The organism is Duffyella gerundensis, from assembly GCF_001517405.1.
Taxonomy (GTDB): domain Bacteria; phylum Pseudomonadota; class Gammaproteobacteria; order Enterobacterales; family Enterobacteriaceae; genus Duffyella; species Duffyella gerundensis.
On sequence record NZ_LN907827.1, the window covers coordinates 1476371 to 1495321 of the forward strand.

Sequence of the window (18951 nt, forward strand, 5' to 3'; positions counted from 1 at the left end):
TTTTCATTGTATGTTATTGCGTCTCGCGGCAATTGCGGCGGCGCCGTTGATAATATGTTTGTGCAGGTTGCACCAAATAATAATCACTATAATTTTCTGATGTAGCACAACACGTTTTTAAGGGAAAGGTTTGAGCGTTAAAGCCACCAGTGAGATGACATTCGATTCTTATTTTGCCTGGCGAAATGAGGTCAGTATGCTTTTTGAACGTGCTACCCGAAGTAGCCAGATAAATAAAATTTTGCAGGCGCAAACGGAACGTCTTGAACATGACGCTTTTTCACTGCTCATAAAGCATCCTGTGCCTTTTACGCGACCAAAAACTTTTTTATTCAGCACCTATCCAACCCGCTGGGTAAAACGTTATATGGAGAAAAACTACCTGACCGCCGATCCTGTGGTAAAGCGCTGTGCTGTACCGGGCGTGCTTTTCGCCTGGAGCGATGCCAGTGGTGAAGATGAGAAAACCTTCTGGCAGGATGCACAGGATCATGGTTTAAAATCAGGATTTTCCTGTTCATTTATGGCAGCAAACCGGGCCGCTGGTATATTATCTATATCATCACGCAAGACGATAAAAAAATGCATGGTGATACGTGAAGTCGAACTCAAACTATTACTGCTGGCCGAGTTGAGTCTGGCGACGCTGGTCAGGTTAAAAGATGAGTCGATGAGAATCTTTGAAAACGATTTTAGCCAGCGCGAACTGGAAATTCTTAAGTGGACCGCCGAAGGTAAGACCTCAGTGGAAATCGCACTGATTCTCGCCATTTCAGAGCATACGGTTAATTTTCACCAGAAAAATATGCAAAAGCGCTTTAATGCGTCTAACAAAACGCAGATAGCGTGTTACGCCGCCGCGATCGGTTTGATTTAGCCTGCGGCAACTACCATTTTTAGTAGTTTCGTCAACGTAAGCGGTTGTCTACCCTTCGGCCAGGATGACAGTTGACCCGTGCTGGTTATCAGCCTAACGAGGGAATGCAACAGGGGAACACAATGAAAATAATTCAAACCCAGCTCAAGGATATGCCGTCATCACTGTTGGCAGAATTAGGCAGCTACCGATACGACGTTTTTGCACGTGGGGAAGGGTGGTCAATCCCGCCGCGTCTGAGTACACCCGGCCAGGAGTACGATCGCTTTGATCGCTCTGATGTGACCTGGCTGCTGGCCTGGACGGCACAATACGGTATCTGTGGCTGCATGCGCCTGATTCCGTGGCATCCATCAGAATTGCCTGAAGGCACCGCCTCGCCTTTTCCTGACGGTGAAGTCTGGGAAATGTCACGCTTCTCCGCCCGTCTTGATGTCGACGCTGAATTGCCACTGCTTCTGTTGTGGCATGCGGTGCAGCTGGCAGAACTGTCAGGCATCCAGTGCTTAATCAGCGCCACTACGCCGATGCTGGAAAAGATGTTTGAAGCCCACGGCGTAGTTTATGAACCTCTTACGCCGGGCATTATTCAATCAGAAGACAATCTGTTTGCAGTGAAAATTGCCATCGAACAACCCGCGTTGGCTGAAAAATACCGGGGTTCACGACGTTATAATCCTGAAGAAGTGCTGCCGACCTTTGGTGTGTCCGTAAACTGGCAGGTGCGCGGGCGCTAACGTCGCGGACAACCCGCATGTAGCGGTGCGGGGAGGAGGAGCGTCGTTAGTGTTAAAAGCCATCGGCAATGGTTCGATCTAGTTTTTAGGCAATGAAAAGCCGTGTTGAAAACGCGTTATCAACACGGCAAATTCAGGGCCAGACTTATCTACAGCAAGCATTAAGGTGCCATGGGACGCAGCGTGCTGCCGGATTCGTCACTGGCGGTAGGCACCTTTAATCTGTTTGATGGTGTTGCTGAACACCTGCGCCTGCGGCTGATCGCCCAGTTCTGCAATATACCGTTCCATGTTAATGATTACCTTACCCGCATCGGCCTGACCCATTCCTTTCAGCATCAGCGTTACCATCGCCTTTAAACAGGCGACTTCATCAGCCAGCTCGCGTGTCTCTTGCGATGTCGTAAAATCTGTAACGTGCATAACTTCTCCCGTGGGGTCGTAAACCCATTGTTGTGGCATATGAGCAATAAAGGATAAACAGTTTGAATGAGACTATTATCTCATTCAAGGGCTGCGCGTGTTAATTTGCGCTGACTTTGTGACGCCATATAGTGGCTTTTTCTTCGCTATTCAGGACGTTATTTATCATAGCTTTTATTGACGAAACGCGTGGATTATCTTATTTCAATGCGTGACTCAAATTTAATTTCCTGAGCTAAAACAACCCAGAAATGGCTCATTTGCCAACATTTTCATCGTTCAGCGGTTATGCTCTCAATTTTACCCTTTTATAAAAATGCACTATTCATTTTCTGCTAGAGTTAGCGTCACAAAATGCATTTTATAAGCCATACAAAAAGAGTAATATATTGACTCCTTTTTTATCGCCTTCTTTTCACAGCATGCGGAGTAATTCTCTTTGATCAGCATCCTTTTGGTTGATGACCACGAACTGGTACGCGCAGGGATACGCCGCATACTGGACGACGTTAAAGGCATGATGGTCGCCGGCGAAGCGTGCTGTGGTGAAGACGCGGTAAAATGGTGTCGCAGCCATGCGGTTGATGTGGTGCTGATGGACATGAATATGCCCGGCATCGGCGGTCTGGAGGCGACACGTAAAATCGTGCGCTATAATCCCGACTGCAAAATCATCATGTTAACCATCTACACTGAAAACCCGCTGCCGGCTAAGGTGATGCAGGCTGGCGCATCGGGCTATCTGAGCAAAGGCGCCGCGCCGCAGGAAGTGATCAACGCGATACGTTCGGTGCACTCTGGTCAACGCTATATCGCCTCAGATATCGCTCAGCAGATGGCGCTCAGTCAGATCGAACCGCAACGGGCAGAATCGCCGTTCAGCTGTTTGTCGGAACGGGAATTGCAGATTATGCTGATGATTACCAAAGGCCAGAAGGTGACCGAAATTTCGGAGCAGCTCAATCTGAGTCCTAAAACCGTTAACAGCTATCGTTATCGTATGTTCAGCAAGCTGAACATCAGCGGTGACGTAGAGTTAACGCATCTGGCCATTCGACATGGCCTGTTTAATGCGGAGCCGATGATCAGTAGTGAATGAAGTTTTTGATGCCAAATCTTTTCTGCAAACCGTTACCAGCCAGCCCGGCGTTTATCGCATGTATGATGCTGGTGGAACGGTCATTTATGTGGGCAAAGCCAAAGATTTAAAAAAGCGCCTGACCAGCTATTTCCGCGCGAACCTGGCCAGCCGTAAAACAGAAGCTTTGGTTGCTAACATCCATCAAATTGATGTCACCGTAACGCATACCGAGACGGAAGCGCTGCTGCTTGAGCATAACTACATCAAGCTCTATCAGCCACGTTACAACGTGCTGCTGCGCGACGATAAATCATATCCTTACATTTTTCTCAGTGCCGATCCGCATCCGCGGCTGGCGTCGCACCGTGGTGCCAAACATGCCAAAGGTGAATATTTTGGGCCGTTTCCCAACGGCTATGCGGTGCGGGAAACGCTGGCGCTGCTGCAAAAGGTCTTTCCGGTTCGCCAGTGTGAAAACAACGTCTATCGCAACCGCACGCGGCCTTGCCTTCAGTACCAGATTGGGCGCTGTCTGGGGCCTTGCGTGGCGGGTCTGGTCAGCGAAGAAGAGTACGCACAGCAGATCAACTACGTGCGGCTGTTTCTGGCCGGAAAAGACGATCAGGTGCTGAACCAGCTGGTTTCACGCATGGAAGTCGCCAGTCAGGCGATGAAGTTCGAAGAGGCGGCACGACTGCGCGATCAGATTCAGGCAGTGCGCCGCATCACCGAGAAGCAGTTTGTCTCCAACCAGGGAGACGATCTGGACGTCATCGGCGTAGCGTTTGAATCCGGGCTGGCCTGTTTGCATGTGCTGTTTATTCGACAGGGCAAAGTGCTGGGTAGCCGAAGCTATTATCCCAAAGTGCCAGGCGGTACCGATCTGGCCGAAGTGGTACAAACCTTTGTCGGCCAGTTTTATCTGCAGGGCAGTGAGGCGCGCACGTTGCCAGGCGAGATTTTACTCGACTTCCTGTTGCCGGAGCGTGAACTGCTGGCCGACTCGCTGAGCGAGCTGGCCGGGCGGCGCATTCAGATTCAAAGCAAGCCACGCGGCGATCGCGCCCGTTATCTCAAGCTGGCGCGTACCAACGCGGCCACCGCGTTGACCAGCCGACTGTCGCAGCAGTCAACCATTCATCAGCGAATGATTGCGCTGAAAGAGGCGCTGGATCTCGATGAGATTAACCGCATGGAGTGTTTTGATATCAGCCACACCATGGGTGAGCAGACTGTTGCGTCCTGCGTGGTGTTTGATGCTAATGGTCCGGTGCGCTCGGAATATCGTCGCTATAACATCACCGGCATTACGCCAGGCGATGATTATGCCGCGATGAATCAGGTGTTGCGTCGCCGTTACGGCAAGGCGTTGGAGGAGAATAAAATCCCCGATCTGATTCTGATTGACGGCGGTAAAGGCCAACTGGCGCAGGCAAAAAACGTTTTCGCCGAACTGGATGTGCCCTGGGATAAAGATCGCCCGCTACTGTTAGGCGTGGCGAAGGGCGCTGATCGTAAAGCGGGTCTGGAGACGCTGTTTTTTGAGCCGGAAGGCGAGGGATTTTCACTGCCGTCTGATTCACCCGCGCTGCATCTGATCCAGCATATTCGTGACGACTCTCACAATCACGCAATTGCCGGTCACCGGAAAAAACGGGCCAAGGTTAAAAACACCAGCGCACTGGAATCGATCGAAGGCATCGGCCCGAAACGGCGTCAGCAGCTGCTGAAATACATGGGTGGCCTGCAGCCGCTGATGAATGCCAGCGTAGAGGAGATTGCTAACGTACCGGGGATTTCGCACGGTTTGGCTGAAAAAATCTACTACTCGCTCAAACACTAGCATTGAAACAGCGCAGGCAATGTAGGAACATACGGTAAATTCTTCTCTTGCCAGACATTTACCGCGCATATGCAACTTAATATTCCGACGTCGCTTACCCTGTTTCGTGTCGTGCTGATCCCGTTCTTCGTGCTGGCATTTTATCTGCCTTTCAACTGGGCACCGCTCGCTACCGCCGCTATCTTCATTGTCGCCGCCATCACCGACTGGTTTGATGGCTTTCTGGCGCGTCGCTGGAAACAGACTACGCGTTTTGGTGCCTTTCTTGATCCGGTGGCGGATAAAGTGATGGTGGCCATTGCGCTGGTGCTGGTGGCGGAATATTTCCACTCGTGGTGGATTACGTTGCCTGCGGCGACGATGATTGCGCGTGAAATTATCATTTCGGCCTTGCGCGAGTGGATGGCGGAAATTGGTAAGCGCAGCAGCGTGGCGGTGTCATGGATTGGCAAAGTGAAGACCACCGCCCAAATGCTCTCGCTGTTTGCCCTGTTATGGCGACCGAACGCCACGGTTGAGGCGATTGGCGTAGTGGCGTTGTACATTGCGGCAGTGCTGACCTTCTGGTCAATGTTCCAATATTTAAGCGCTTCTCGTAACGATCTGTTTGAAGGGTGATCGATACGATTTAAAAAGCAGCAAACGCGCCTGACGAACGGATAATTTTATTGACTCGCTGCGACAGGTCAGTAGAATGCAACGCATCGAAAGGCAGCACCGCGCCAGACGATAAAAAAATCAGCAGGTTCGGATAGTTAGCTGATGAATTGCGGGAATAGCTCAGTTGGTAGAGCACGACCTTGCCAAGGTCGGGGTCGCGAGTTCGAGTCTCGTTTCCCGCTCCAAATTTGATAAGCAGCGCTCGCTGATTATCGTGCAGGACAAAGGCGCGTTGGCAGAGTGGCCATGCAGCGGATTGCAAATCCGCCCACCTCGGTTCGACTCCGGGACGCGCCTCCACTTTATACCCCGCCCGGGTGGTGAAATCGGTAGACACAAGGGATTTAAAATCCCTCGGCTTATGGCTGTGCGGGTTCAAGTCCCGCCCCGGGCACCATCTTCGTACTACCGAAGAATCTGAATAAATAAAAAAGCAATATGTAGTAATGTCGTAGCCGCCGAGAGGCGGTTTTTTTGTGCCTGAAATTCACCAGCTGGTGATGAAAGGGCAGCGTATGAGCGGCGTGGTGAACGGTCAGCGAAAAAAAACCGGCCCGCAGGCCGGTCTTGTTATACGGTCTGGCAATCAGGACTGTGGCTGACCCACCGGGCCGGCACCCAGCGTACCACCTGGTACCGCTTGTCCGCTTGGCGCGTGTGGACGGCCTTCGCTGTCTACCGCGCTGCTGCGATGCTGACAACCCGCTAACGCCGCAAGGGCCACCAGCACACAGATTCCTTTTGAAAATTTATTCATCATCTTCCCCGTCAGAGTGGTTAACCGCAGATAGCCTGCAAGATTTTCATTACTCGTTTACCTTTTTGCTCACCGCTGTAGAAACAGCAGCAGCACGGCCATGCTCATTAAGCATAGCCTGGTACAACCCTATGAAAAGAAAGCGGATAGAAAAAAACGGTCGTGTGGTCAGACGACGAATAAATCAGCAGATAACCAGCAGAAAATGGGATCTGCCGCAGAATGCACTACAATATTGCCTCTGTCAGGGCGAATAATATTCCTGCCTGAACAGGATGTTACGGATTGCCTGAATCGAAACAGTAGAAGGAGAACAGGATGAGCGACCATTTTGATGCATTTAACACCGGTGAACATTACGGGGTGCTCTGCACCATTGTTGGCGATGCCATATTTAACCTGCACCGTGAGGGTGAGGCGGTATCAGAAGCGTCGATAATCAAGCGGCTGGCACATGAGCGCCGTACCCGAAACGATAAGTTTGAAGACAAGTTTTACGAAATGGCGATCAGGGTGCTCTCGCAGTAATCGCCGTTTACGTATTGCGCCTTCAGCCAGTGCCGAAGGCGTTGAGTTACAGTGTGCCGCTGAGCTTGTTGTGCATATCGCTGCTGCGATCGTCGAGCCCGATCAGCGTTACCGCAATATTGTGGCGCTGATAGCGATCGACAATGCCATCAATCGCCGCCACGCTGGAGGCGTCCCAAATCTGTGCGTGGGTTAAATCGATAGTGACCTGCGCCGGATCGTTGCCGTAATCAAAGTGTTCATACAGGTCGTTGCTGCTGGCGAAGAATAGCGGCCCGCGCACCTGATAATTTGCCACCGTGCCTGCGTCGTTCAGGGTGCGTTCCGCGTGAATCACGTGGGCGATGCGCCGCGCAAACAGCATCATTGCCAGCAGCACGCCGCTCAGCACGCCAATGGCCAGGTTGCCGGTCCAGACGGTAATGGTGACGGTTAACACCATAATTAGCGTCTCAGAAAGCGGCATGCGTTTCAACGTGGCGGGCTGCAGACTGTGCCAGTTCAGGGTTTTCAGCGCGACGATCATCATGATACCCGCCAGCACCACCATCGGAATCTGCGCCATCACTTCACTCAGTCCGGTCACCAGCAGCAACAGCACCATGGCGGCGGCGAACGTTGACACGCGGGTGCGCGCTTTGCCCAGCTCGACGTTAACGATGGTCTGGCCGATCATCGCACAGCCGCCAACGCCGCCATAAAAACCGGCAAAGATATTGGCAACGCCCAGACCCCAGGATTCGCGACGTTTGCTGGAGAGGGTGTCGGTCAGGTCATCAACCAGCTTGGCGGTCAGCAGGGATTCCATCAGGCCGACAAAAGCGATGCTGAGCGCGGTGGGCCAGATAATGGCAAAAGTTTGCCAGTTAAGCGGCACCAGCAGTTCGGTAAAGCCCGGCAGACCCGGCAGCATTTCACCTTCATCACCAACATTGGGCACCTGATAGCCCATCACCATCACCAGCGCCGTGATACCGACAATGGCGATCAGCGGCGACGGCACGCTCTTCAACAGGCGCGGCAGCAGTACCACGATCGCAATGGTCAGCGCGAACAGCAGCCAGACCAGCGGCGATTGTCCCAGCACGTGCGGCACCTGCGCGACAAAAATCAGAATTCCGAGCGCATTAACAAAGCCAATCATCACCGAGCGTGGGATATAGCGCATCATGCGCGCCAGGCCCGCCAGGCCGAAGATAATCTGAATGATCCCGGCAAAAACCACCGCGGGCAGGATATAGGCGGTGCCGTGAGCGTGCACCATCGGGCCGATCACCAGCGCCACTGAACCGGCGGCGGCGGTGACCATCGCCGGTCGGCCGCCAAGCAGGGTGAGCGTCAGGCAGAGCACAATAGAAGCGATAATACTGGCCTTGGGATCAACGCCGGAGATCACCGAAAACGAGATCACTTCAGGAATTAACGCCAGTGCGGTGATGGTTCCGGCCAGGCATTCCCGGGTCAGTAACCGTGGCGAACGCAGCACGCTGGCCACGTTCAGGTTCGCATTGCTGTGCGGCTGCACCGATGCATCTGAAGTCGTCGTCATAATTATTAACAGGCTCTTTTATCATGTATCCGGCGGCATCAGTAGCGTGCGCCAGGAGAGGAGAAGGGAAGGTATAACGCGGGAATGTTACCGGGGATAAAGCGCAGATGCCAGCGCTAAGTCAGCGGCATGCCACCGGCAAGCGCCTGCACGCTTTCAGGATTCGCCTGGGGTTTTCTGGATCACCCGTTCCAGCACACAGCGGCAAACATCCACCTTAACCGCATCGGTTTCGTCCGCCAGCAGCTGAGACAGGCGGGCAATTAGCGTGTGGTGGTTAACCTGTTCACCCTTAATCAGCAACTCGGCCACCACCGCGCCCAGAATTTCCCGTTCATTTAACGCGCTACCATAATTGAAATAGTCAGCAAGCTCGCTGGCGCCGTGAGGCAGGGTACGCAACATGGAGTCATCCTTATCGGTTTCGCTAAGTTTAAATATGACGATCGACAGGCGCGCAACCATCATCACGGCACAGGCATAAAAAAAACCTCTGAAAGTGGAAATCCACTAACACCTTCAGAGGCGACGCAATCGCATCATTCGTTACTGAATCGTTATCCGATTCACGGGGAATAAAGTTATACAAATCAGCGAAATCTGTACAATCGCTTTATAAGCTATTTGTGATTATGATTTAAAATCAAATAGTTAAGATAAATAAAAAGCTGTACAAATTTAAGGTTATCGTTACGCCTGTTTGGATAAACATGGACGTAAGGCTGTGTAAGGCTGCTTGAAAGCGAGACGGCCACACGCTTGAATAAGCTCTTTTTTATCAAGGAATTCTTATGTCACTGCGCGCATTGCTGTTGATAAACCGTTTTTCCCGTCATGGCCAACGCCACTGGCAGCAGGCGGTTGACCAACTGCGTGCAGCGGGGGTGATGATAGTGATGCCCGATCCGTCACTCTCTATCGCCGAAGCGATTGACCGGCATGCGGCGGAGGTGGATCGCGTAATCGTTGGCGGCGGCGATGGATCGCTGAACGCCGCCGCCGATGCGCTGATTCGTCATCAGCTGCCGTTAGCGATTCTGCCTCTGGGCACCGCCAACGATCTGGCGCGTACGCTTAACCTGCCGCGCGATCTGCCGCAGGCAATTGCGGTTGCTGCCGGGCACAAGCTGCGCGCCATCGATGTCGGTATAGTCAATCAGCGCGCGTTTTTTAACGTGGCCAGCATCGGGTTTTCTGCATCGCTGGCGAAAAATCTTACCGCTGCCTCCAAAAAACGCTGGGGCGTGCTCGGTTACGCGCTGGCGGCCATCAAGATTTTTCGTCAGAGTCGGCCTTTCACCTTATGGCTGGAACATGACGGCAAGCGCGAGAAGGTAAAAACCTTGCAGCTGTCGGTGGGCAATGGCCGGTTCTACGGCGGTGGCATGGCGGTGGCGGAAGATGCGGCACCGGACGATGGGCGACTGGATGTCTACAGCCTTGAACTCCATCACTGGTGGGAAATGATGGCGCTGTTGCCAGCGCTGCGCCGCGGTACACAGGGGCGCTGGCGTAAAGTTCGCGCTTTTCCCGCCACCGCGCTCATCGTTGAGACGCGCCGCCCGCACGACATTAATGCTGACGGCGAAATTGTCGGCACCACGCCCGCGCACTTTTCTTTGCGGCGTCATGCCGTCCGGGTTTTCGTCGGCTGATATCAGGCAAAGAGCGTCAGCGCAGCGGTCAGCTTACGCAGCGCCTTCTTCTCTGCCACCACCGCCATGCCGCACAGCGGCCAGCGCGTGGCCTCGGTTTCACTGACCACTGCGGTCAGGGCAGCATAGTCGGTGGTCTGCTGCCCGGCGGCCGGAAACAGGATGCGATCCAACTGCTGTTCTTCACAGCGCGCATAGAGCGCCGCCAGCTGCTCATCGGAAGCGGCCAGCACCGGCACGCCGCTGGTGATCAAACCCGGAAAGGCGCGGCCCTGCGCATCGCACAGCGGTTCACCGACGAAATGTGGATAGCGCTGGCCAAGCGTCAGCGCCATCACGGCGGCGGCGTTGGCGGCTTTGCCGCTGGGCAGGGTGTGGTTCAGGATAATAACGCAGCGATCTTCCATTTTCAGTCCTCAATCGGCTATCAAAAGCCCAGCTTAGCGAGAGCGGATCGGGCGGTCTGGAAGATTTGTGCAGCGCTGGCGATAATCTGCGGGGGTCAGTTGATAGACGCGGCGAAACCAGCGGCCTAAATGGCTTTGATCGGCAAAGCCGACCTCGGCCGCCACCGCTACCGGCGTCTGTCCGGCGGCCAGCAGTCGTCGCGCTTCATTCAGGCGCTTATGAATCAGCCAGGCGTGGGGCGCCAGCCCAAAGCGTTGCTGAAAGGCGCGTGTCAGACGAAAGCGATCGGCCTCAAGCAGGCTGGCAATCTCACCCAGTCCAATATTCTCACCGTAATGCGCCTGCAAAAATTCATGTGTCTGCTCTGCCAGCCGATGCTCCTGCAGGTATTGACGCTGTTGCTTACGCCAGAACTGATGGCGGGTGAGGTGGGAAAATATCTGCTGCAAAGCCGCCTCTTTTACCATCAGTGGCGCATCACCGGCAAGATGCTGCCAGGCGTTGAACGTCGCCTGCGCCAGCGGACGATCGTCGCTGAGCGTGGCGGCAAAATTGAGTTCATAGCCCGCGGGCAGGTCGGCAAAAATCGCCGCCATGTGCTGGGCAATCAGCGCTGGTTGCAGATAAAGCATGCGGTAGGTAAAGCCCTGCGCGTCAATAGCGTCGCCATCGTGCAGATCGCCAGGCTCAAGCAGAAACACCGTGCCCGGACGGCTACGGTGGCGTTCGCGGCGGGAGTGAAACTGCTGAATGCCCTGTTCGGTCACGCCGATCAAATAGCTGTCATGCCAGTGCGGATCGTAAGCATGGCCAGTGAAATGGGCGCGTATCGCTTCGATCTGCATGTCGCTGTCGCGACGAAAATCGATCCAGTGGTGCGGTTGCTGACTCACGGTGCTCTCCCTCAAGCAAAGCGAGCAAGCAGATTACCGTTGCGGGCAAAAAAAAAGCAAACCGTGCAGGATCTTTTCTGCCGACCATTTCCAACCGTTAATGCGATGGCTATACTGTTGCCAGATTTAGTTAGACCTCTAATGATTAGGTATCTACATTTTGGATGACGCCTTTGTTCACTTTTCACGTCTGTTGCACCGTACGGCACACGCCTGGCGGCTGGCGATCGATCGTCGCGTCAAGGCCAGCGGCTTTGGCATGAGCAGTTGGCTGGCGGTGGCGGCCATTGCCGGTGAAGCGGAACCGATTACCCAGAAAATGCTGGCGCAGCTGCTTGGGCTGGAAGAAGCCAGCGTGGTGCCTTTGGTGCAGCGGCTGGTGAAACAGGATCTGGTGCAGCGCATTCAGCCGGATGAAGATCGTCGTAAGCGTCTGCTTTCCGTGACCGAAAAAGGCAGCGCGCTTTACAGCAGCGTCAAGGCGGAAGCGGACAGCCTGCGGGCCGAACTGCTTGCCGATATTCCCCCTGAGCAGTTGGCGGTGACTCAGCAGGTGCTGCAACGGCTGTTAGTGAAGATCGGGACGGTATAAGTGGCGAAAAGCAATCCTTACGGGCCGCGCGAATGGCTGCCTCATGAAAAGCCGATGCTACCGGGCTCGCCCTCAACGCCGCTGCATCCGTGGCCGCGGCGCATCGCCTTTGGCGTTATCGGCCTGCTGATTTCGATAACCGGCGCGCTGAGTAACGCGCTGGTGACCGCTAATTTAATCAATCTGCAGGGCACCTTTGGCGCCTACACCAATGAGATCGCCTGGCTGCCGGCGGTGTACGTGATGGGCAACATCTCCATCAACCTGCTGCTGGTGAAATTCCGCCAGCAGTACGGGCTGCGCACCTTTACCGAAGCCTTTCTGCTGCTCTATGCGCTGGTGGCCTTTTTCCACCTGTTCGTTAACGATCTCAGTTCGGCGATCATCGTGCGTGCCGCCCACGGCATGGTGGGCGCGGCGCTGAGTTCACTGGGTATTTACTATCAGATTCAGGCCTGGCCGGCGAAGCACCGACTGAAAGCGCTGACCATTGGCATCTGCGCTTCTCAGCTGGCGATTCCGCTGGCGCGTCTCTTTTCCAGCGAGCTGCTGCAACTTGAGGAGTGGCGCGGTCTCTATCTGTTTGAGCTTGGGCTGGCGATGATCGCCTTTGGCTGCGTGCTGGTGCTGAAGCTGCCGCCGGGCGATCGCATGAAGGTGTTTGAAAAAATGGATTTCGTCACCTTCATTTTGCTGGCACCGGGCATGGCGCTGATCTGTGCCGTGCTGTCGCTGGGGCGCATTGAGTGGTGGTTCAGCACGCCGTGGCTCGGCGTGGCGCTGGCACTGGCGGTGGTGCTGATTGTCGCGGCGATCGTGGTGGAACATAACCGTAAAAATCCGCTGATTAACACCCGCTGGCTCGGCAGCGGGGCGATGATTCGCCTTGGATTTGTGATGATCATGATGCGCATTGTGCTGGCGGAGCAGAACACCGGCGCCATCGGTTTTCTGCAGGCGCTGGGCCTGCAAAATGAGCAGATGCACAATTTAGCGCTGGCGATCATCTCTGGCGTGGTGCTGGGGATTGTCGCCAGTGCGCTGACCATCAAGCCCGGACACCTGAACTGGCCCATTGTAACCTCGCTGCTGATCATGATGGTCGCCTCGTGGATGGATGCGCAGGCGAGCCCGCTGACCCGCGGCAATAACATGTACATTAGTCAGTTTCTGCTCGGTTTCAGCAGCGCCTTTTTCCTCGCGCCGGCCATGCTGTTGGGCATTGGCAACGTGGTGACCCAGCCGAAAAACCTGGTGAGCTTTGTGGTGCTGTTTGGCATGAGTCAAAATCTGGGCGGGTTGATCGGCGCCGCAGTGCTGGGCACCTTTCAAACCTGGCGCGAGAAATATCACTCCAGCCTGCTGGGCGATCAGCTTTCACTGCTCGACCCGAACGTGACCGATCGACTGAATCAGTACGCCGCGCTGTTTAACAGCCAGCTCGGTGACCCCACGCTGCTTAGCGCGCAGAGCAGCGCGCAGCTGCAAACGGTGGCCACGTTGCAGGCTAACGTGCTGGCCTATAATGATACCTATTTGCTGACGGCGGCGCTGGCGCTTGGCACCCTGATGTGGGTGCTGTGGCGGTTGACGCGTCAGCGTTACCTGAACTGGCGCCAGGCGCAGCGGCTTCTGGCTGAGCAGCGACAGCAGGCTACTTTGGCAACATCAACGGAGAAAGAATGAGTCAGCAGGGCGAAAATCAGGCCAACGAGCGCGAACGCACGAACCGGCTACGTATTTTATCCATCGCCATTGGCGGCGGCATCGCGCTGGTTGGCGTGCTGGTTATCCTGTATGCATGGCAGATCTGGCCGTTCAACAGCGCCATTCAGAGCACCGAAAATGCCTATGTGCGTGGCCAGGTCACCTTTATCAGCCCGCAGGTCAATGGCTATATCACCTCGGTTGAGGTGATCGATCTGCAGCCGGTGCACAAAGGCCAGCTGTTGATGACCATTGACGATCGGATTTATCGTCAGCGCGTGCATCAGGCCGAAGCGCAGCTGGCAATGAAGCTGGCGGCATTAGCCAATAACCAGCAGCAGCGCCGCAGCGCGCAGGCTACCATTGAAAGCAATAATGCGGCGCTGGCCAATGCCAAAGCGCAGGCGCAGCGCAGCGGTTTTGACCTCAAGCGCGTGGAAAACCTTGCCGCCGACGGCTCGCTCTCGGTGCGCGAACGTGATGCCGCGCGGGCCAGCAACACGCAGGCGCAGGCGGCCATTCAGCAGGCGGCCGCGACGCTGGAAGTGTCAAAGCAGAATTTGCAAACGGTGATCGTCAATCGCGCCTCGCTGGAAGGCGATGTGGCCAGCGCCAGAGCCGCGCTGGAGCTGGCGCAAATCGATCTGGTTAATACGCGTATTATTGCGCCCGACGATGGCCAGCTTGGGCAGATAGCGGTGCGGAAGGGCGCCTACGTCAGCGCCGGCACGCGGCTGACCTCGGTGGTGCCAGCGGAAAAATGGGTCATCGCCAACATGAAAGAGACGCAGCTGGCAAACGTCCATCCCGGCATGGCGGTGACGTTTACCGTTGATGCGCTCAATCATCAGAAATTCAGCGGTGAAGTGGAATTTATCTCACCGGCGGCGGGCTCGGAGTTCAGCGCCATTTCGCCGGATAACGCCACCGGCAACTTTGTGAAGATTGCCCAACGCATTCCGGTGCGTATCAAAATCACCGGCGATCAGCAGCGTCTGCGGCCAGGCATGTCGGTTGAGGTCAGCATCGATACGTCAGCCGCCGTGCCGCCGCGCGAGGCTCAGCAATGAGGCGCAAAACGTTACTGATCTGCCTGCTACCGCTGCTGCTGGCGGGATGCGCCACCGAGGTCGATCGCGCACCGGCGTCACTGCTGATTCCCACCGCCTGGCGCGGCCAGGTGGGGCCATCTTCGGCAGTGGAGGCGCAATGGTGGCGCGCCTTTGGCGATGAAAATATGAACCGGCTGGTGGATCAGGCGCTGCGCAACAATCCTGACGTGCTGGTCGCCCGGTCACGGGTCGATCAGTTTCGTGCTCAGCTACGTGGCGCTGAAGGCGCCGATCTGCCGGTAGTGCAGGGCGGCTTCTCGGCCGGGCGCTCGCGCACCTTAAGCGCCGCGACCGGTCAGCCGCACGACAGCGATCTGTTTCAGGGCCAGCTGCAAACCAGCTACGAAGTGGATATCTGGGGGGCACGCAGCAGCAGCATTGCCGCGGCAGAGGCCTCACTGGCGGCGCAGCAGGCAGCGGCCAGCGCCGCAGAACTCACTATCGCCAGCTCGGTGGCCTCCAGCTACCTGACGCTCTGTTCGCTGGATGAGCAGCTGCGCGTCACCGAAGCGACGCTGGCGACGCGTGAAAACTCACTGAAACTGGCGCAGCGGCAGTTTGAAACCGGCTATACCTCACGGCTGGAGTGGATGCAGGCCTCCACCGAATACCAGACAGCGAAATCACAAATCCCGCAGTTGCAGCACCAAATTGCCCGTCAGGAGAATGCCCTCAGCATTTTGGTTGGCATGAATCCGCGTGAGATTGCCCGCCGCTACGACTTCAGTCAGGTGTTGCCGCAGCAGCTGCCGGGCGTGCTGCCCTCGACGCTGATGCAGCGTCGACCCGATATCGTTCAGGCACAGCGTCAACTGCTGGCCGCAGACGCCTCGTTGAGCACAGCCAAAGCCCGCCTGCTGCCGTCGCTGAACCTCACCGCGTCCGGCACGCTGGAGAGCATGGAGCTGCATCAGCTGGTGGATAATCCTTTCCGCCTGTGGAGCATTGGCGGCAGCGTGCTGGCGCCGCTGCTCAATCGCGAAGCCCTGACCGCGCAGGTCGATCAGTCAATGGCGGCGCGTAACCAGGCGCTGTTTAACTATGAAAAGGTGGTGCGTAACGCCTTCAGTGAAGTTAATGACGATCTGGATGCCATTACGCGCTATCGCGAGCAGTTGCAGGAGCTGACGAAGCAGCAGGAGTTTGTCACCGAGGCGTTGCGCATTGCGCATAACCGTTATCAAAATGGTTACGCTTCTTTCCTTGATGAGCTTGATGCGCAGCGCACCCTGTTCAGTACCCAGCTCAATCTGGTGCAGCTGAAAAACAACCTGCTGCTGGCCCAGATTGATCTCTATCGCGCGCTGGGCGGCGGCTGGCAGCCCTGAGCCCACCAGTACCACGATGAACAGACTAAACGGGCCAACGGCCCGTTTTTTTTGCCGCTGTTTCGCCCCGCAACCCCACGCCTCGCCGCTTTACCCAACTTGACAATAAGTGCTACTCTACGCGCGATTTTTACTGCCCGCTTCGTTAACACCCCTCCGTACCGCGCCACCGATAGCTGGAATAGGTTATCTGAAGCGCCTTAATTAAAGGATTGATTTTGTGAAAAACCGTTATCTTATTGCCGTGATCGTGGCGGTGGCATCACTGGCTGGTTGTGCACGTACCGCGCCGATCAACAATATTGATCAGCCGGTTATCGGTCATTACAGCGACAATCAAATGCGTCAGGCGATCGTCGAAGCGGGTATCACGCGGCACTGGGTGATGACGCCGGTAGCACCGGGCGTCATCAACGGCCGACTGGCACAGCGTGGCCACGTAGCGAATATTCGCATCGACTACACGCCATCGCGTTACAGCATTCATTACGTCAGCAGCGAAAACCTGCTGGCAGCGGATAACGAGATCCACCGCAACTACAACAACTGGGTGACCGCGCTGAATCAGGATATCCAGGTGCGTTTATCCGCGCAGCAGCTGAAGTAATATCCCCGACGATGAGAAATCTGCCGGGGAACGTAAAGATCGGTAGCAGCGTGCCGATGGAGTGAACTCCGTAGCGTTATCCGGCTGTTTCGCCAGCTGGCAGGCAGGGATAGCGCCCAGATCAATCGCGTTTAACTATAGAACGGTTGCATGAAATTCACTTTGAGACTCATTGACTGGCAGGCGAGTGCGCCTGGGCTTACCTCGGCAGAAGAGTGGCAGCGTTGGGCCGCCGCGCCTGAGGTGCCGGATAGCGAACTGCCGCTGGCAAAATGCAGCCATTTGCCGATGATGACCGCGCGTCGTCTCAGCAGCGGCAGCCGGGCGGCGGTTGACTGCGGCCTGGCGGTGCTCAAGCGCCAGCCAGTGGATGCGCTGGTGTTTACCAGCCGCCACGGCGAGCTGGAGCGTAACCTGCGCATTCTTACCGCTATCGCCAGCGATCAGCCGCTGTCGCCGACCGATTTTGCCATGTCGGTGCATAATGCCGCGGCCGGCAGCCTGACCATCGCCGCTGCCCAGCCGCTGGTTGCCACCTCGGTGGCCGCGGGCATCGACACTTTTCAGCAAGGGCTATTTGAGGTGTTGGCGATGATGGAGGCGGGTCATCAGCACGTGCTGCTGGTCGATTTCGACGGCGCCGTGCCAGGACATTATCAATCCTTCCTGCCAGGCGAGTTCAGCGCACCTTATGCCGTGGCGCTGCTGTTCGCTAAAGATGAAGTGCTGAGCTGCCGCTACGAGCTGGCAGAACGCGAAGTGATGCCGCTGCCGCAAAGCATGCAGTTTTTACAGGGCGCGCTCAGTGGCGATCCGGCATTTCAGGTGCAGGGCGCGCAAGGGATCTGGCACTGGGATCGGCGCTGTGGCTAAGCTGGCTTCTCTGGCCAGCCGTCTGAACTATCTCTGGCGGCTGTTGATGACCGCCGTGAGTTTTTCGTTGTTCAGCATCGGTGGCCTGCTGCTGTCGCTGACCTGGTTTAACGTGCTGCTGCTCTGCGTGCGCCAGCCGGTGCGTCGCCGCCAGCTGGCACGCCGTTCTATCGCCTTTAGCTTCCGCTGTTTTTTACGCTTTTGTAAGGCCGTTGGCGTCTACAGCTATCACTTCGAGGGGCTGGAGGCGCTGCGTGCCGATCGCGGCTGTTTGATCGTCGCCAATCATCCATCGCTGATCGACTATGTGTTGATCGCCTCGCAGCTGCCGGACGTGGATTGCCTGGTGAAAGCCGAGCTGCGGCATCACCCGTTTTTTCGCGGCGTGATCCGTTCTGCGGATTATCTGCTTAACAGCGAGGCGGCAACGCTGTTGCCGGAAAGCCAGCAGCGGCTGGCGCAGGGCGATACCCTGCTGATTTTTCCGGAAGGCACCCGCACACGCTATGGCGAACCGCTGAAGCTACAGCGCGGCGCGGCCAACATTGCCGTTCGCGCCGGATGCGATCTGCGTATCGTTCATATTACCTGCGACAGGCGCATGCTGGACAAACAGAGCCGCTGGTATCAGATCCCGGCGGCCAGGCCCCATTTTACCGTGCGCGTGCGTGAACGCATCGCCGGTCAGCACGACGATGATGCGCAGCCGCTGGCTGCTCGCCGCCTGACGCGCGAGCTGCAGCAGGCGTTAACACCAAAAGATGACTTGTGATGTGGAAACAATAATGGATGCGTTAATCCCTGAGATTAAACAAATGATTATCGATACGTTAAACCTTGAAGATTTAACGCCAGAGGATATCGACGCGCAGGCACCGCTGTTTGGCGACGGACTGGGGCTCGACTCCATCGACGCCCTGGAGCTGGGACTGGCGGTTAAAAATCGCTACGGCGTGGTGCTCTCTGCGGAAAGCGAAGCGATGCGGCAGCACTTCTTTTCGGTCGCCTCGCTGGCCGCGTTTATCAGCGCGCAGCGCAGCTAAACCTGTTTGATGAGTAACCTATGAACAAAAACGCGATTTATCAGGAAGTCACCGATCTGCTGGTGCAGCTGTTTGAACTTGATGCGGCGGAGATTACGCCTGAATCACGGCTGTATGAAGATCTGGAGCTCGACAGTATTGACGCGGTGGATATGGTGGTGCACCTGCAAAAACGCATCGGCCGTAAAATCAAACCGGAAATTTTCAAAGCGGTGCGCACGGTGCAGGACGTGGTCGACGCGGTTGAGCAGCTGCTTAACGAAGACGTCGAAGGCTAA

Annotated in this window: 22 protein-coding genes and 3 tRNA genes; 19 read left to right on the forward strand and 6 right to left on the reverse strand. The window is 55.9% G+C overall.

Annotated elements, in window-relative coordinates; all coding sequences use genetic code 11:
* Window positions 1–154: 154 nt before the first annotated feature.
* On the forward strand, window positions 155–877 hold the full coding sequence (gene sdiA, locus EM595_RS06750; RefSeq protein ID WP_067435235.1) for an autoinducer binding domain-containing protein: 723 nt from the start codon (window positions 155–157) through the stop codon (window positions 875–877).
* Window positions 878–999: 122 nt separating this feature from the next.
* Window positions 1000–1614, forward strand: a complete 615-nt coding sequence (locus EM595_RS06755; RefSeq protein WP_067429391.1) for an acyl-homoserine-lactone synthase — start codon at window positions 1000–1002, stop codon at window positions 1612–1614.
* A 198-nt stretch (window positions 1615–1812) separates the two neighbouring features.
* Here the strand turns inward: EM595_RS06755 and EM595_RS06760 are convergent, their stop codons facing one another.
* Window positions 1813–2037, reverse strand: coding sequence for a DUF2594 family protein (locus EM595_RS06760; RefSeq protein WP_067429394.1), 225 nt, complete (start codon window positions 2035–2037; stop codon window positions 1813–1815).
* 439 nt (window positions 2038–2476) lie between these two features.
* Between EM595_RS06760 and uvrY the strand changes: the two genes are divergently transcribed.
* The 6 genes from uvrY (at window position 2477) to EM595_RS06790 (ending at window position 6018) form a co-directional block, all read left to right on the forward strand.
* The gene (gene uvrY, locus EM595_RS06765) at window positions 2477–3136 is read left to right on the forward strand and encodes a UvrY/SirA/GacA family response regulator transcription factor (protein WP_067429397.1); all 660 of its coding nucleotides are present in this window, start codon (window positions 2477–2479) and stop codon (window positions 3134–3136) included.
* The gene (gene uvrC, locus EM595_RS06770; protein WP_067429399.1) at window positions 3129–4961 is read left to right on the forward strand and encodes an excinuclease ABC subunit UvrC; all 1833 of its coding nucleotides are present in this window, start codon (window positions 3129–3131) and stop codon (window positions 4959–4961) included. Before uvrY ends, uvrC begins: the two co-directional genes overlap by 8 nt.
* A 69-nt stretch (window positions 4962–5030) precedes the next feature.
* Entirely contained in the window at window positions 5031–5579 is a 549-nt protein-coding gene (pgsA, locus tag EM595_RS06775) for a CDP-diacylglycerol--glycerol-3-phosphate 3-phosphatidyltransferase (protein WP_067429402.1), read from the forward strand.
* A 151-nt stretch (window positions 5580–5730) separates the two neighbouring features.
* Window positions 5731–5806, forward strand: a tRNA-Gly gene (locus EM595_RS06780).
* Between the two features lie 41 nt (window positions 5807–5847).
* Window positions 5848–5921: transfer RNA gene (locus EM595_RS06785), tRNA-Cys, on the forward strand.
* Between the two features lie 11 nt (window positions 5922–5932).
* Window positions 5933–6018, forward strand: a tRNA-Leu gene (locus tag EM595_RS06790).
* Window positions 6019–6207: 189 nt separating this feature from the next.
* Here the strand turns inward: EM595_RS06790 and EM595_RS21050 are convergent.
* Complete coding sequence (locus EM595_RS21050; RefSeq protein WP_336470216.1) at window positions 6208–6351, reverse strand: hypothetical protein; 144 nt, start codon at window positions 6349–6351, stop codon at window positions 6208–6210.
* A 345-nt stretch (window positions 6352–6696) separates the two neighbouring features.
* Here EM595_RS21050 and EM595_RS06800 point away from each other — a divergent pair, with 345 nt between their 5' ends.
* Window positions 6697–6906 (forward strand): DUF2767 family protein, encoded by a 210-nt coding sequence (locus EM595_RS06800; protein ID WP_067429405.1) that lies wholly within the window; start codon window positions 6697–6699, stop codon window positions 6904–6906.
* Window positions 6907–6952: 46 nt separating this feature from the next.
* On the opposite strand, the gene EM595_RS06805 is transcribed toward EM595_RS06800, so the two are convergent.
* Both EM595_RS06805 and EM595_RS06810 read right to left on the reverse strand, forming a co-directional pair.
* Window positions 6953–8455: a SulP family inorganic anion transporter gene (locus EM595_RS06805; protein WP_067429408.1), complete on the reverse strand. Its 1503-nt coding sequence runs from the start codon at window positions 8453–8455 to the stop codon at window positions 6953–6955.
* 156 nt (window positions 8456–8611) lie between these two features.
* Window positions 8612–8860: a biofilm development regulator YmgB/AriR family protein gene (locus EM595_RS06810; protein ID WP_157883855.1), complete on the reverse strand. Its 249-nt coding sequence runs from the start codon at window positions 8858–8860 to the stop codon at window positions 8612–8614.
* A gap of 386 nt (window positions 8861–9246) precedes the next feature.
* On the opposite strand from EM595_RS06810, the gene EM595_RS06815 reads away from it, so the two are divergent.
* Window positions 9247–10110, forward strand: a complete 864-nt coding sequence (locus tag EM595_RS06815) for a lipid kinase (RefSeq protein ID WP_067429414.1) — start codon at window positions 9247–9249, stop codon at window positions 10108–10110.
* Between the two features lie 2 nt (window positions 10111–10112).
* Here EM595_RS06815 and EM595_RS06820 read toward each other — a convergent pair whose 3' ends face one another.
* Complete coding sequence (locus tag EM595_RS06820) at window positions 10113–10517, reverse strand: DUF2000 family protein (protein ID WP_067429425.1); 405 nt, start codon at window positions 10515–10517, stop codon at window positions 10113–10115.
* A gap of 33 nt (window positions 10518–10550) precedes the next feature.
* Window positions 10551–11411, reverse strand: coding sequence for an AraC family transcriptional regulator (locus tag EM595_RS06825; RefSeq protein WP_419190145.1), 861 nt, complete (start codon window positions 11409–11411; stop codon window positions 10551–10553).
* 160 nt (window positions 11412–11571) lie between these two features.
* On the opposite strand from EM595_RS06825, the gene EM595_RS06830 reads away from it, so the two are divergent.
* From EM595_RS06830 to EM595_RS06870, 9 genes are all read left to right on the forward strand, one after another.
* A complete protein-coding gene (locus EM595_RS06830) occupies window positions 11572–12003 on the forward strand; it encodes a MarR family winged helix-turn-helix transcriptional regulator (RefSeq protein WP_067429428.1) in 432 nt (143 codons plus the stop codon).
* Window positions 12004–13689 (forward strand): MFS transporter, encoded by a 1686-nt coding sequence (locus EM595_RS06835; protein WP_067429430.1) that lies wholly within the window; start codon window positions 12004–12006, stop codon window positions 13687–13689.
* Window positions 13686–14780, forward strand: a complete 1095-nt coding sequence (locus EM595_RS06840) for an HlyD family secretion protein (protein ID WP_067429433.1) — start codon at window positions 13686–13688, stop codon at window positions 14778–14780. Before EM595_RS06835 ends, EM595_RS06840 begins: the two co-directional genes overlap by 4 nt.
* Window positions 14777–16150: an efflux transporter outer membrane subunit gene (locus tag EM595_RS06845; RefSeq protein WP_067429436.1), complete on the forward strand. Its 1374-nt coding sequence runs from the start codon at window positions 14777–14779 to the stop codon at window positions 16148–16150. Before EM595_RS06840 ends, EM595_RS06845 begins: the two co-directional genes overlap by 4 nt.
* Before the next feature lie 220 nt (window positions 16151–16370).
* Window positions 16371–16757 carry a hypothetical protein gene (locus tag EM595_RS06850; RefSeq protein WP_067429438.1) on the forward strand — a complete coding sequence of 129 codons (387 nt, stop codon included), beginning with the start codon at window positions 16371–16373 and terminating at the stop codon, window positions 16755–16757.
* 150 nt (window positions 16758–16907) lie between these two features.
* The gene (locus EM595_RS06855; protein ID WP_067429440.1) at window positions 16908–17630 is read left to right on the forward strand and encodes a beta-ketoacyl synthase chain length factor; all 723 of its coding nucleotides are present in this window, start codon (window positions 16908–16910) and stop codon (window positions 17628–17630) included.
* A 46-nt stretch (window positions 17631–17676) separates the two neighbouring features.
* Complete coding sequence (locus tag EM595_RS06860; protein WP_082691682.1) at window positions 17677–18402, forward strand: lysophospholipid acyltransferase family protein; 726 nt, start codon at window positions 17677–17679, stop codon at window positions 18400–18402.
* A gap of 13 nt (window positions 18403–18415) precedes the next feature.
* Window positions 18416–18673 carry a phosphopantetheine-binding protein gene (locus tag EM595_RS06865; protein ID WP_067429450.1) on the forward strand — a complete coding sequence of 86 codons (258 nt, stop codon included), beginning with the start codon at window positions 18416–18418 and terminating at the stop codon, window positions 18671–18673.
* A gap of 20 nt (window positions 18674–18693) precedes the next feature.
* A complete protein-coding gene (locus tag EM595_RS06870; RefSeq protein WP_067429453.1) occupies window positions 18694–18951 on the forward strand; it encodes an acyl carrier protein in 258 nt (85 codons plus the stop codon).

Excerpts from the sequence above, each read along its gene's own strand:
- EM595_RS06865 (WP_067429450.1), top strand. The coding sequence starts at position 18,416 with ATGGATGCGTTAATCCCTGAGATTAAACAAATGATTATCGATACGTTA.
- EM595_RS06805 (WP_067429408.1), bottom strand. The coding sequence starts at position 8,455 with ATGACGACGACTTCAGATGCATCGGTGCAGCCGCACAGCAATGCGAAC.
- EM595_RS06845 (WP_067429436.1), top strand. The coding sequence starts at position 14,777 with ATGAGGCGCAAAACGTTACTGATCTGCCTGCTACCGCTGCTGCTGGCG.
- EM595_RS06860 (WP_082691682.1), top strand. The coding sequence starts at position 17,677 with ATGACCGCCGTGAGTTTTTCGTTGTTCAGCATCGGTGGCCTGCTGCTG.
- EM595_RS06800 (WP_067429405.1), top strand. The coding sequence starts at position 6,697 with ATGAGCGACCATTTTGATGCATTTAACACCGGTGAACATTACGGGGTG.
- EM595_RS06815 (WP_067429414.1), top strand. The coding sequence starts at position 9,247 with ATGTCACTGCGCGCATTGCTGTTGATAAACCGTTTTTCCCGTCATGGC.
- EM595_RS06870 (WP_067429453.1), top strand. The coding sequence starts at position 18,694 with ATGAACAAAAACGCGATTTATCAGGAAGTCACCGATCTGCTGGTGCAG.
- sdiA (WP_067435235.1), top strand. The coding sequence starts at position 155 with ATGACATTCGATTCTTATTTTGCCTGGCGAAATGAGGTCAGTATGCTT.
- EM595_RS06855 (WP_067429440.1), top strand. The coding sequence starts at position 16,908 with ATGAAATTCACTTTGAGACTCATTGACTGGCAGGCGAGTGCGCCTGGG.
- EM595_RS06810 (WP_157883855.1), bottom strand. The coding sequence starts at position 8,860 with ATGTTGCGTACCCTGCCTCACGGCGCCAGCGAGCTTGCTGACTATTTC.
- EM595_RS06840 (WP_067429433.1), top strand. The coding sequence starts at position 13,686 with ATGAGTCAGCAGGGCGAAAATCAGGCCAACGAGCGCGAACGCACGAAC.
- EM595_RS06755 (WP_067429391.1), top strand. The coding sequence starts at position 1,000 with ATGAAAATAATTCAAACCCAGCTCAAGGATATGCCGTCATCACTGTTG.
- EM595_RS06760 (WP_067429394.1), bottom strand. The coding sequence starts at position 2,037 with ATGCACGTTACAGATTTTACGACATCGCAAGAGACACGCGAGCTGGCT.
- pgsA (WP_067429402.1), top strand. The coding sequence starts at position 5,031 with ATGCAACTTAATATTCCGACGTCGCTTACCCTGTTTCGTGTCGTGCTG.
- EM595_RS06820 (WP_067429425.1), bottom strand. The coding sequence starts at position 10,517 with ATGGAAGATCGCTGCGTTATTATCCTGAACCACACCCTGCCCAGCGGC.